This is a genomic window from Oceanobacillus timonensis (assembly GCF_900166635.1).
In the GTDB taxonomy this organism is placed as follows: Bacteria; Bacillota; Bacilli; order Bacillales; family Amphibacillaceae; genus Oceanobacillus; species Oceanobacillus timonensis.
The window spans coordinates 2,616,005-2,628,437 of the sequence record NZ_LT800497.1 but is presented as its reverse complement, the minus strand read 5'-3'; the positions used below and the strand labels follow the sequence as shown (position 1 = coordinate 2,628,437).

Sequence of the window (12,433 nt, the reverse complement as noted above, 5' to 3'; positions counted from 1 at the left end):
TAATATATTAGAAGATAGGGAAACGAACCCTTTTGCAACAGGAATAAGATTTTAATTGAAATGAGGAGTGCCAACATGTTACAAGTAGATGAAATTAGAGAAATTATTGAAATGGTCGATAAATCATCATTAACCGAATTTTCCTATGAGGCTAATGGTGCAGTGATAGCAATGAAGAAAAATACCGGCTCAGTTACGACTACCGTTCAAACACAGCCTCAAGCTGCAGTGGAGCCTCAAAATCAAGCAATTCAAGAAGTAGACCCTGCAAAAAGCGCTCAACCTGAGGCAAAAGCAGAAGAAGCATCGCAAGCTCAGGCGGATTTTGATTATGAAATTGTTTCCCCGATGGTCGGAACATTTTATGCTTCTTCTTCCCCGGATGGCGATCCGTTTGTGACAAAAGGAAGCACTGTAGATACAAGCACCGTGGTATGTATTGTGGAAGCGATGAAATTATTTAATGAAATTGAAGCGGAAACCAACGGAGAGATTGTGGAAGTTTTAGTTGAAAATGGTGAGCTTGTAGAGTATGGGCAGCCATTATTTAGAGTAAAGAAGAAGTAAGGGGATGGAATAAGTGATTAAAAAGCTATTAATTGCCAATCGTGGAGAAATAGCTGTCCGAATTATCCGCGCTTGTAAAGAAATGGGCATCGAGACGGTTGCGATATATTCGGAAGCGGATGAAGAATCTTTACATGTGGAGTTAGCAGATGAAGCATATTGTGTCGGTCCGAAATTAAGCAAAGACAGCTATTTAAATATAACAAATATCATGAGTGTTGCTCTTTCTACGGAGGCAGATGCGATACATCCAGGATACGGATTCTTAGCAGAGAATGCTGACTTTGCAGAGATTTGCAGAGCGTGCAATGTAACTTTCGTGGGGCCAACGCCGGAAGCCATTCAAAAAATGGGAATTAAGGACGTAGCCAAAGAAACAATGAAAGCTGCAGATGTCCCGGTTGTTCCTGGTTCAGAAGGCATTGTCGATGGGGTGGAACATGCAAAAGAAATTGCGCTTGAAATAGGCTACCCTGTTATCATTAAAGCAACTGCCGGGGGCGGCGGTAAAGGAATCCGTGTTGCTCATTCGGAAGAAGAACTGATCAAAGGAATGGAACTGACACAAAAAGAAGCGGAGACATCCTTTGGTAATCCGGGTGTCTATCTGGAAAAGTATATTGAAGATTTCAGACATGTGGAGATTCAAATATTGGCTGATACACACGGGAATACCGTGCATCTTGGAGAACGGGATTGCTCGATTCAGCGCCGTTTGCAAAAACTGGTAGAAGAGTCACCGTCACCTGCTATTAATGCAACATTGCGGGAGCGCATGGGAGATGCTTCTGTAAAAGCGGCACAAGCAGTAGATTACGTCGGAGCAGGAACCATTGAGTATATTTTTGACAGGAAATCGGAAGCATTTTACTTTATGGAAATGAATACACGCATCCAAGTAGAACATCCGGTCACAGAAATGGTTACCGGGGTGGATCTCATTAAAGAACAAATTCGGATTGCGGATGGGCAAGAACTTGCATTTTCTCAAGAGGAAGTTACGTTTGAAGGGCATGCCATTGAATGCCGTATTAATGCAGAAGATCCGTACAAAGACTTTATGCCTTCCGCAGGGGAAATTAAAATGTATCTGCCTTCTGGTGGACTGGGCGTCCGGGTGGATTCCGGAGCCTATAGCGGGTATCGGATACCACCATATTATGATTCCATGATTGCCAAGCTTATTGTTTATGCTGAAACGAGAAGTGAGGCAGTAGAGCGGATGAAACGTGCGTTAGAAGAGTTTGTTGTGGAAGGGGTTCGTACGACCATTCCATTTCAGTATCAAATCATGAGCCATCCTGTGTTTAAAGAGGGAGACTTCAACACAAATTTCTTAACCGAATATCCAATCATCGAAGAAAAGGAAGATGAGGATAGCAAATAAGGAGTGAAGGCAATGAGTGATCAACTATTAGTAGAGATTCTTGAGGATGAAAGTTTAGGAAGTGTACAGATTGTACCGGAAGTCCTTGAGGTTATTGCGGGATTTGCTGCAACGGAAGTAAAAGGTGTTACGTCAATGCACGGCAACTTTGCAACTGGTGTTGCTGAAAAATTCGGCAGAAAGTCACATGGCAAAGGTGTTCGTGTGGAACTGACAAATAATGGTGCTATTATTGATATTTATGTTATCCTTCAGTTTGGAAAATCTATACCGGAGCTTGCTTCCAAGCTGCAGACAAATATTAAGCAAAATATCCAGACGATGACCTCTATTCAAGTTGAGGAAGTAAATGTGCATGTAGCAGGTATTCAAATGGATAATCAGGAAATTGTATAGATATTTTAAGTAGCATACTCATGCCTCAAACAATGAAATAAAGCAAAATGTATGAATATACAGTTTGAATAAAGAAAAACACAGGCGTAAACAGCTTGTGTTTTTCTATTTGCACAGTGAGAACAAGAATGTACTTGTTTTCATTTTTGCGATAAGCGGGTATACTGTATCCTAGCCAAAAATAAGGGAAACGTGTTATGATTTTAACAGTAAATGAAAGAATGTAGAAGGAGACGTGTAATGAATCGACATAAGGCCAGAGAAAAAGCATTTCAGACGCTTTTTCAATTAGATATGAATGAAGAGGAAATCAGCTTGGCGATGGAATCACTGAAGGAAGAAGAACGAAAAGATGTTTTTCTGTCCATGCTGATTGATGGTGTCATTACTTATAAAGAAACGATTGATTCCAAAATAGCAGAGAATCTTGAGAAATGGTCGATTGACCGAATTGCAGCGGTAGAACGCACGGTTTTAAGACTTGCAGTTTATGAATTATTATACATGGATGACATTCCCAGCGGTGTGTCTATCAACGAAGCAATTGAGTTGGCACATACATTTGGAGATGAACAATCCGGTAAATTTATTAATGGTGTATTATCCAAGGTTATTTCTTAAGGGGGTATTAGCGTGACTGCAGAATTATTAAATGGAAGAGAACTTTCCGATCAATTAAAAGAAGAAATGAAACAAGAAGTAGCAACATTAAAACAACAGCAGCAAATCCATCCGCATTTAACCGTTATTTTAGTAGGAGATGACCCTGCTTCCAAATCGTATGTGAGAGGAAAAGAAAAAGCTTGTGATTATACTGGTATTTCATCGGACCTGATTGAACTTCCTGAATCCGTATCGGAGCAAGAGCTGTTACAGATTATTGAAGAGCAAAATAATAATAAAAATGTACATGGTATTCTTGTTCAATTACCTTTACCTGACCATATCGATGAACAGCAAGTGATTCACGCCATTTCCCCGTTAAAAGACGTGGACGGTTTCCACCCGGTTAACATCGGAAAACTTGTGAATGGAGAAGAAACCTTTTTACCGTGCACCCCTTTTGGTATTTTGACGATGCTGGAATCGAAGCATATTGATATGGAAGGGAAGCATGCAGTGATTATCGGCCGCAGCAATATTGTCGGAAAACCGATGGGGTTATTGCTGTTGGAAAGAAATGCGACGGTTACATACTGTCATTCCCGTACAAAGAATCTCCGTGAAATAGCGTCGGAAGCAGATATTTTAGTGGTTGCAATGGGCAGACAGCATGCTGTTGATGGAAGCTATGTGAAAGAAGGAGCGACCGTAATCGATGTTGGTATTAACCGTATGGAAAACGGGAAGCTGACTGGTGACGTAGAATTTGAAAGCGCGAAAGAAAAAGCTGCTTATATTACACCTGTTCCCCGCGGAGTCGGTCCGATGACGATTACAATGCTTTTAAAAAATACCATTGAAGCCGCAAAAGGATTGGCTGAAAAGTGAAAGACAATTATTTAACAGTTACTGCACTGACAAGGTATGTCAAGCGTAAGATAGATACAGACCCCCACTTGCGCCAGGTTTGGCTGCGTGGGGAAATATCTAATTTTAAACATCACAGCCGCGGACATATGTATATGACCATCAAAGATGACAACGCCCGTATTCAGGCAGTGATGTTTTCTTCCAATAACAGCAAGCTTGTCTTTCGGCCGGAAAACGGTATGAGTGTACTTATTCGAGGAGAAGTAAGTGTGTATGAAGCTAATGGACAGTATCAGCTCTATATTCGTGAAATGGAACCAGACGGTATTGGCGCACTATACCAAGCTTTTGAGCAATTAAAAGAAAAATTGCAAGCAGAAGGCTTATTTCTTCCTGACCAGAAAAAAGAAATTCCTGTTTATCCTAATCATGTCGGTGTTATTACATCACCGACAGGAGCAGCTGTACGTGATATTGTGACAACGATTGAAAGAAGGTCGCCTTCTGTGAAGATTACGGTCTTGCCCGTATCTGTACAGGGACCGCAGGCTGTCAATTCAATTGTAAAAAAAATACAGTATGCAAATGCATTTCCGAATGAATATGATGTATTAATTGTCGGACGCGGCGGAGGTTCGATTGAAGAATTATGGAGCTTTAATGAAGAGGCAGTGGCAAGAGCGATTGATGCTTCTCATATCCCCGTGATTTCTGCGGTGGGACATGAAACGGATACAACGATTGCTGATTTTGTAGCTGATTTACGGGCGCCAACACCGACGGGAGCAGCTGAATTAGCTGTTCCTTCACAAAAAGAGCAGCTGGATAAAGTGTCGTACTTGAAGCAGCGGCTCACTCAATATATGCGTTCAGATATGCAAATGCATCAAAACCGCCTGGAAGCTTTAAGCCAAACTTATGCATTTAAATATCCGAAACAGTTACTTGCTCAAAAAGAACAAGAGTTGGATAATATGCTGGATACGTTAAATAAATCGTTGAAGGTAAGGATTGAACAGAAACGCATTTCGTATACGCATCTCAAACAGAGACTGGATACACAGCATCCAGAGCAGGAAATCAAAATTGCATCTGAAAAAAGTAAGACACTGCTGTCAAACCTGAATAAATCCATGAAACAAGTGCTCACCAAATCGGAAAGTGATTTGCAAGCTTCTATCAATAAACTAACATTGGTTAATCCGCTCGCTATCATGGCTCGTGGATACGGTATCAGCTACAATCAGGATGGCAAAGTGATCAAATCAGTGAATGATGTGAGCGAGGGAGATCCGATGGATGTACAGTTACAAGATGGATATGTACAGACAAAAGTACAGAAGATAAAGGAGGCAGAACAAAGTGGCGGAAGAGAAGAATGAAGATCAATTAACATTTGAGCAGGCAATGGAAAAATTGGAAGTCATCGTAAAAAAATTGGAAGAAGGCGATGTCCCTCTGGAGCAGGCTATTGAGTATTATCATGATGGAATGAAACTTTCCAAGCTTTGCAATGAAAAATTAACCAATGTACAGGAAAAGATGGTTACAATTTTAAATGAGCAGGGTGAACTGGAACCGTTTGATGTAGAGGAGGACAAGTAAGATGCATGAACGATTGCAAGCCTATTTAACATATTATCGGGAAGAATTGGAAAAAGCATATGCAAGCTGCTTTGATAAACTTGAAATACCGGATAATCTGAAATCATCAATGCTGTATTCTTTAGATGCAGGCGGAAAAAGATTACGTCCGATTTTATTATTTGCAAGCTACGAAGCATACGGGGAGGATGTACAAAAAGCAATGTCATCCGCTATTGCTCTTGAAATGGTACATACCTACTCACTCATTCATGACGATTTGCCGGCGATGGATGACGATGATTACCGCCGTGGTATGTTAACGAATCATAAAAAGTTTGATGAAGCGACAGCGATTCTTGCCGGTGATGCATTGTTAACATACAGTTTTGAGCTGATTTTAAGCGATCCATTGCTCAGCTCAGATCAGAAAGTAACCCTTACCAAAACGTTAACAGCCTGCAGTGGTCCTAAAGGGATGGTCGGCGGACAAATACTTGATATGGAAGCTGAAAAACAGTCTGTCTCTTTAGAGAAAATGGAAGAAATTCATACATTAAAAACAGGAGAACTCATCCGGTTTGCGATTTATGCAGGAGCATATTTAGCGGATGCGACAGCGGATCAACTACATTATTTAGAGAAATATGCACACTATTTAGGGCTTATTTTTCAAGTGCAGGATGATATTCTTGATGTTTCCGGAGAAGAAGAAAAGTTAGGTAAGCCTGTCGGAAGCGATGAGCTGAATGAAAAAAGTACTTATCCAAAATTGTTAGGACTTGATGGTGCAATGGCTCAAAAAGAAAAATATGTAAAAAAAGCATATGAAAGCTTAAAATTAGCGGACGCAGAGGATTCTCTTTTAAGAGCGTTAACGGATTACTTTAGTGAAAGAGACCATTAAACAGGTAAAGGAACAGGTTTATGAAAAAAAAGAAAAAAATTGCTGAATTGTTGGTGGAACGAGAATTGGCAGAAGACATGGAAAGTGCAAAACGGGCTTGTATGGCAGGATTGGTGTATTCCGGGGAGGAGCGCATGGATAAACCCGGAAGTCTTATTGCTGTCGAAAAACCACTCCGAATCAAAGACAAGACTTTAAAATACGTAGGCAGAGGCGGTTATAAGCTTGAAAAAGCACTTCAATCTTTTTCGGTAGATGTAACAGATAAGATCTTTATGGATATCGGCTCATCAACAGGAGGCTTTACAGACTGTGCTTTAAAAAATGGCGCTAAAAAATGTTATGCGATTGATGTCGGCTATAATCAATTGGATTGGAAGCTCCGTAATGACCCCAGCGTTATCAGTATGGAGAGAACAAATTTCAGGCATGTTACCCCGGATATGTTATATTCCGGCTGTCCTGAGGTAGCTTCTATCGATGTGTCTTTTATTTCTTTAAAGCATATTTTTCCTGTGCTTGCGACATTGCTTCATGAAAAAAATGATGTGATTGCATTAATAAAACCTCAATTTGAAGCACTTCGAGAGCAGGTTGGTGAAAAAGGAATTGTAAGAGATCCGGCAATTCACCTGGAGGTTTTGGAGAAAGTAATCCATTACGCTCAGGAAGCTTCTTTTACCTTAATGGATATCACATATTCACCCATCAAAGGAACAGAAGGGAACATTGAATTTTTGGCGCATTTTAAATGGAAAAATAAAGGAACGTCTAAAGAAGTTGTTTTAGAAAAGGTTGTGGAGGAAGCGCAGCAGGCATTAATCCAATAATTTTAGCAGCGTCATAATAAAGGAGGGTTTGTAAATGAGTAAAATACAGCGTCATATAAAAATTCGTGAATTAATTACCGAAAATATCATTGAAACACAGGATGAGCTGGTTGATTCATTGAAAAATCTTGGCTATAACGTAACCCAAGCAACCGTTTCCCGGGATATTAAAGAATTGCAATTGGTAAAAGTACCGACAAGTACCGGGGAGTATAAGTACAGCTTACCTGCAGATCAGCGGTTTAATCCATTACAGAAACTGCAGCGGTTGATTGTAGATACGTTTGTCAAAATTGAAAATGCCAGTCATTTTATTATTTTAAAAACACTCCCCGGTAATGCGCACGCAGTGGGTGTCTTAATTGATAATTTAGATTGGGAAGAGATTATGGGAACCATCTGCGGTGATGATACGTGTTTAATTATATGCAGGACACCGGAACATGCGGAGGATATTAAAAATCGATTAATTGGAATGCTTTAAAAATATTTAGTCGGGGTGAGCAGCATGTTAACGGAATTATCTATAAAAAACTTTGCGATTATTGAGGAACTATCCCTGAACTTACAAGAAGGACTGACGGTGTTAACCGGTGAAACAGGCGCAGGGAAATCCATTATCATTGATGCTATCCAATTATTGGCTGGTGCAAGAGGTTCGGTTGACTTTGTTCGACATGAATCAAATAAAGCAGAGATTGAAGGATTGTTTTTCATCGATCACGAAAAACACCCTATTTACCAAGTCGGAAAAGCATACGGGATTGAAATCAGCGATGAGCAAATTGTGCTCCAACGGACGATAACCTCATCCGGAAAAAGCATCTGTCGTGTGAATAGTAAATTAGTGACACTGGCTATTCTCCGTGAATTTGGAAAGACATTGATTGATATCCATAGTCAGCATGAGACGCAATCATTAATGGATAATGAGCAGCATATTGACTTTTTAGATCTTTATCTCGGAGATGAGATGAAAGAAGCTAAAAAGGATTACCAGAATATTTATGAACAACTGGAAAAATGGAAGAAAAAGTACCGCAGTTTGAATGATAATGAACAAGAGATGGCGCAACGTCTTGATTTGCTTCAATTTCAACAGCAGGAATTAACAGAAGCACAGCTTGTACCCAATGAAGATACAGATTTAGAAGAAGAACGCAATCAGTTGGCAAATTATGAAAAAATACACCAATCGCTTTCTGACGCTTATTTTGCTTTGTATGGCGAACAACGCGGATTGGATTTAATCAGCCAGGCGCAGCGTTCCTTGCAGGATGCCTCTGATTTGGATCCTTTTATTGCCGAAATATTAGATAACATCTCCAATCATTATTATATGCTGGAAGAAAGCACATATGACATCCGTAATTATCTTGACCAACTGCAATATAATCCGGAACGTCTGAATGAGATTGAGCAACGAATCGATGAATTAAACAGATTAAAACGGAAATATGGTTCAACAGTGGAAGAAATGACAGACTATTTAGGTCGAGTGGAAGAAGAAATCGAACAGATTACAAACAGGGAATCGCATTTAAATACACTGGTCACTGAAATTGATGAGCTGGAAAAAGATGCTTTATTGGAGGCAGATCAGCTTCATTATTTACGAAAGCAGGCTGCTGAAGAATTAACAAAAGATATTCACCGGGAATTGAAGGATCTTTATTTGGAAAAAACGACCTTTTCCATTGATTTTGAGGACTCTGCACAACGAAAGCTGAAATCAAACGGCTATGATAAAATATTATTTCGTATTTCCACTAATGTTGGCGAACCTTTAAAGGATCTTACAAAAATCGCTTCAGGTGGCGAGTTATCAAGAATTATGCTTGCCTTAAAGAAAATCTTTTCAAAGCATCAAGGCATTACGAGTGTTATTTTTGATGAAGTGGATACAGGTGTCAGTGGAAGAGTCGCCCAGGCGATTGCTGAAAAAATCCATGAAGTTTCGTTAGAATCACAAGTTCTATGTATTACCCACCTTCCTCAAGTTGCTGCAATGGCAGATACGCATAAATTTATCCAGAAAAAAGAAAAAGAAAACCGCACTTTTACTTCCGTCGTCGAATTAAATGATAAAGAACTAATTGAAGAGTTAAGCCGAATGGTTACAGGAACAAAATTAACTGACACTGCGAAAGAACATGCGAAGGAAATGGTAGCATTAGCGGACCGTTTTAAAAAATCAAATTAAAGGGATAAAAACCTGGAAAAGCCGGACAATAAAAGTACCGGTTTTTTCTTTTTCCTATACTTACAAATTCCGTCAACAGCGTGTCCGTTTGCATCCGAGGAATAACACACTATACATTCGTTTATCCATTTTTTTAGAGGAAAAGATACACATATCACATAGGTTGTTCCAGTTTAAACTGCCCTCCAACTGCAAAAAGTATAGGTACAGAAAGATCATATTTTTTGTAAGAGGAGGAGACGATTCATGCAGAGACCAAGCAAGAACAAGTGGATATATCTCATTAGCCCGCTTTTATCACTTGTTTTTATGTTATTTTTTATTTCCCCTTCCGTTATCCACGCAGAAACTTCCATGCAAGGATATAAAGAAGTATTTCAAGACCATCCCATCCTTCCCTTTTTCAATAAAGGAGAACGTACAAATAAGGAGGATAATGATAAACAGTACCAAGACCTGGAAGATGTCAGAATCGTACCAGGGGGACAATCCATCGGCGTACAATTAGAGACAAAGGGTGTACTGGTGGTCGGACATCATCAAGTGAAAGTATCAGAAGGAGCAAAATCTCCAGGGGAAACCGCCAAAATAAATGTCGGTGATACGATTGTTGAAATAAATGGACAGAAGATAAACCATATGACAGATATCAAACCGATTGTTGATCATAGCGGTAAAGAAAACAAAGCGCTGCAAGTCAAATTGAAGCGTGGAGATAAGTTTATGGAAACCAACTTACAGCCTGTTTTTGATAAAAAAGAAAAAGCTTATAAAATTGGTTTATATATCAGGGATACGGCAGCAGGTATTGGCACAATGACTTTTTATGATCCGGAATCAGGGAAATACGGTGCTTTAGGGCATGTTATTTCCGATATGGATACAAAGAAACCGATTGATATTAAACAGGGATCGATTATTCATTCATCTGTTACATCCATTGAAAAAGGTGATAATGGATTGCCCGGGGAAAAACAAGCATCTTTTCAAACACAGGAAAAACGAATTGGTAATATAACGAAAAATACGGACTTTGGGATATTTGGAAAATTAGAGAAAGGGGTCAATCATGAGAAATATGAAGAATCCTTTCCCGTTGCATTGTCCCATGAAGTAAAAGAAGGTCCTGCAAAAATTTTAACAGTTGTAGACGGGGAAAAAATTGAAGAATTTGATGTTGAAATTATCAGCAGTGTTCCTCAAAAATCAGCATCTACAAAAGGAATGGTTATTCAAATCACAGACCCGCGCTTGTTAGAAGTAACAGGCGGAATTGTACAGGGAATGAGCGGGAGCCCAATTATTCAAAATGATAAAATTATTGGTGCTGTAACACATGTATTTGTAAATGATCCAACTTCCGGTTATGGTGTTCATATTGAATGGATGCTGGAAGATGCTGATATTATTCAGCCGGACGAGAATGAATCCGCAGCATAAAAGGAAGCTTTATTGCAGGCTATTCCTTCTTTCCAAACGCAAAGAAATAAGACTGTCATACAAAAACTTGTGATAACGATCGTTATCACAAGTTTTTGTATGACAATATGGACATAAATTGTTAAATTTTAAATTTCTTGAAAAAAATACATCTATATCTGTTATAATGAAAACGGATACAATAAAGCTTTAAATGTTTGTCGAAGGATGTTGAAAAACAGAGAAAAAGGGAGAATGCTAAAGAAAATCGAAATAAATCAAATTTATTTTGATTTTTAAGAGGATATTCTTATTATTTGTAGAATAAGTAATAGGTGCATAAAAAGCAAAAGGGAGGATTTTTTAGTGAGTAAAATATCAGTATGTTTTGTAGATGATAATCGTGAGTTAATCCAATTAATGGAGGACTTTTTTGGTCAACAGAATGAAATTGAAGTTGTTGGAACAGCATTAAACGGCAAGGATTGTATCACATTAATTGAGGAAAAGACACCAGATGTCTTGGTGTTAGATATTATTATGCCGCATATGGATGGTATAGCTGTATTAAGTGAAATTAAAAAAATGAACTTAACTAAAAAACCGCATGTTATTATGCTGACAGCATTTGGCCAGGAAGAGGTAATGAAGAAAGCTGTTGATTTAGGGGCTTCTTATTTTATTCTGAAACCATTTGACATACAGAACCTGGCTGATCAAATCCTTCAGGTACGGGGACTTACTGCTCCAAGAGTGACGAATATAACGAAAACCAATACAGATGATAAAAGGAAACAAGATTTGGAAGCAAATATAACAAATATTATTCATGAAATCGGCGTACCTGCGCATATTAAAGGATATATGTACTTAAGAGAAGCAATTACGATGGTTTATAACGATATCGAACTGTTAGGGTCCATTACGAAAGTACTCTACCCGGATATCGCCAAAAAGTTCAGTACAACTGCTTCTCGTGTTGAAAGAGCGATTCGTCATGCAATTGAGGTTGCTTGGAGCAGAGGAAATGTTGATTCTATTTCTGCTTTATTCGGCTACACCATTAATATTTCCAAAGCAAAACCGACGAACTCAGAATTCATTGCCATGGTGGCTGACAGATTACGTTTGGAACATAAGGTAAGTTAGTGGGGTATTGAACCCTATGTGTGATAGGATTTACATTACTTATATCGTATTTGCAAGCCCGCGCTTAGAAGCCGATAAGCTTCTTTTTAGGGCTATAAATAAATCGCTTTTTATCAAAAGACATTTTTCTTTATTGGCATGTAACATTTACCAGTAAAGAGAGGTGTCTTTTGTTATAGATAAATACGAAGCTGCATCGCTTCGAATCAAGTGAAGGGAATAAACGGAGATGTGAAAAATAAGTTATTTATCCAAGGATAAAAACTGTAATTTGGTACCATGCTGCAAGGGAAACGATGAGAAGAGCAGCAAGCATTTTGATGATGTTTTTCCGGGAAAAATAATTTTTGCCTGGATAGACTTCCAGAAAAGTAAGAATGAGCAAAAGTACTGATAGAAATGGGAGGGTCAAATAGTCAGCTACTTTGGTTAAATAAACAAGACCGAATACAAAGCTAATGATGATTATCGGAATATAAATCCATCTTTTTTTAATGATTTCCGTCAAGGCGATTCAC

At 38.8% G+C, this 12,433-nt stretch carries 14 protein-coding genes; 13 read left to right on the top strand and 1 reads right to left on the bottom strand.

Going from position 1 to position 12,433, the window contains the following annotated elements; translation table 11 throughout:
* Nucleotides 1-75 precede the first annotated feature (75 nt).
* From accB to spo0A, 13 genes are all read left to right on the top strand, one after another.
* On the top strand, nt 76-567 hold the full coding sequence (gene accB / locus B7E05_RS12830; protein WP_080874577.1) for an acetyl-CoA carboxylase biotin carboxyl carrier protein: 492 nt from the start codon (nt 76-78) through the stop codon (nt 565-567).
* Nucleotides 568-580: 13 nt separating this feature from the next.
* Nucleotides 581-1,954, top strand: coding sequence for an acetyl-CoA carboxylase biotin carboxylase subunit (gene accC, locus B7E05_RS12825; RefSeq protein ID WP_080874576.1), 1,374 nt, complete (start codon nt 581-583; stop codon nt 1,952-1,954).
* 12 nt (nt 1,955-1,966) lie between these two features.
* A complete protein-coding gene (locus B7E05_RS12820; protein WP_080874575.1) occupies nt 1,967-2,350 on the top strand; it encodes an Asp23/Gls24 family envelope stress response protein in 384 nt (127 codons plus the stop codon).
* Between the two features lie 240 nt (nt 2,351-2,590).
* Entirely contained in the window at nt 2,591-2,971 is a 381-nt protein-coding gene (gene nusB / locus B7E05_RS12815) for a transcription antitermination factor NusB (protein WP_080874574.1), read from the top strand.
* Between the two features lie 12 nt (nt 2,972-2,983).
* On the top strand, nt 2,984-3,841 hold the full coding sequence (folD, locus tag B7E05_RS12810) for a bifunctional methylenetetrahydrofolate dehydrogenase/methenyltetrahydrofolate cyclohydrolase FolD (protein ID WP_080874573.1): 858 nt from the start codon (nt 2,984-2,986) through the stop codon (nt 3,839-3,841).
* Nucleotides 3,838-5,205, top strand: coding sequence for an exodeoxyribonuclease VII large subunit (gene xseA / locus B7E05_RS12805; RefSeq protein ID WP_080874572.1), 1,368 nt, complete (start codon nt 3,838-3,840; stop codon nt 5,203-5,205). The genes folD and xseA overlap by 4 nt, the downstream gene beginning before the upstream one ends.
* Nucleotides 5,186-5,428, top strand: coding sequence for an exodeoxyribonuclease VII small subunit (locus tag B7E05_RS12800; protein ID WP_080874571.1), 243 nt, complete (start codon nt 5,186-5,188; stop codon nt 5,426-5,428). Before xseA ends, B7E05_RS12800 begins: the two co-directional genes overlap by 20 nt.
* 1 nt (nt 5,429) lies before the next feature.
* Complete coding sequence (locus tag B7E05_RS12795) at nt 5,430-6,314, top strand: polyprenyl synthetase family protein (RefSeq protein WP_080874570.1); 885 nt, start codon at nt 5,430-5,432, stop codon at nt 6,312-6,314.
* Between the two features lie 20 nt (nt 6,315-6,334).
* The gene (locus B7E05_RS12790; protein ID WP_080874569.1) at nt 6,335-7,144 is read left to right on the top strand and encodes a TlyA family RNA methyltransferase; all 810 of its coding nucleotides are present in this window, start codon (nt 6,335-6,337) and stop codon (nt 7,142-7,144) included.
* 34 nt (nt 7,145-7,178) lie between these two features.
* On the top strand, nt 7,179-7,628 hold the full coding sequence (ahrC, locus tag B7E05_RS12785) for a transcriptional regulator AhrC/ArgR (RefSeq protein ID WP_080874568.1): 450 nt from the start codon (nt 7,179-7,181) through the stop codon (nt 7,626-7,628).
* A 24-nt stretch (nt 7,629-7,652) separates the two neighbouring features.
* A complete protein-coding gene (gene recN / locus B7E05_RS12780) occupies nt 7,653-9,347 on the top strand; it encodes a DNA repair protein RecN (protein WP_080874567.1) in 1,695 nt (564 codons plus the stop codon).
* 246 nt (nt 9,348-9,593) lie between these two features.
* The gene (gene spoIVB, locus B7E05_RS12775; protein ID WP_080874566.1) at nt 9,594-10,787 is read left to right on the top strand and encodes a SpoIVB peptidase; all 1,194 of its coding nucleotides are present in this window, start codon (nt 9,594-9,596) and stop codon (nt 10,785-10,787) included.
* A gap of 345 nt (nt 10,788-11,132) precedes the next feature.
* On the top strand, nt 11,133-11,915 hold the full coding sequence (gene spo0A, locus B7E05_RS12770) for a sporulation transcription factor Spo0A (protein ID WP_080874565.1): 783 nt from the start codon (nt 11,133-11,135) through the stop codon (nt 11,913-11,915).
* 247 nt (nt 11,916-12,162) lie between these two features.
* Here the strand turns inward: spo0A and B7E05_RS12765 are convergent, their stop codons facing one another.
* A complete protein-coding gene (locus B7E05_RS12765) occupies nt 12,163-12,423 on the bottom strand; it encodes a hypothetical protein (RefSeq protein ID WP_080874564.1) in 261 nt (86 codons plus the stop codon).
* Nucleotides 12,424-12,433 lie beyond the last annotated feature (10 nt).

Bases quoted from the DNA above. Each gene is read 5' to 3' on its own strand.
- accB (WP_080874577.1), top strand. From the start codon at position 76: ATGTTACAAGTAGATGAAATTAGAGAAATTATTGAAATGGTCGATAAA.
- B7E05_RS12820 (WP_080874575.1), top strand. From the start codon at position 1,967: ATGAGTGATCAACTATTAGTAGAGATTCTTGAGGATGAAAGTTTAGGA.
- nusB (WP_080874574.1), top strand. From the start codon at position 2,591: ATGAATCGACATAAGGCCAGAGAAAAAGCATTTCAGACGCTTTTTCAA.
- B7E05_RS12795 (WP_080874570.1), top strand. From the start codon at position 5,430: ATGCATGAACGATTGCAAGCCTATTTAACATATTATCGGGAAGAATTG.
- B7E05_RS12790 (WP_080874569.1), top strand. From the start codon at position 6,335: ATGAAAAAAAAGAAAAAAATTGCTGAATTGTTGGTGGAACGAGAATTG.
- ahrC (WP_080874568.1), top strand. From the start codon at position 7,179: ATGAGTAAAATACAGCGTCATATAAAAATTCGTGAATTAATTACCGAA.
- recN (WP_080874567.1), top strand. From the start codon at position 7,653: ATGTTAACGGAATTATCTATAAAAAACTTTGCGATTATTGAGGAACTA.
- spoIVB (WP_080874566.1), top strand. From the start codon at position 9,594: ATGCAGAGACCAAGCAAGAACAAGTGGATATATCTCATTAGCCCGCTT.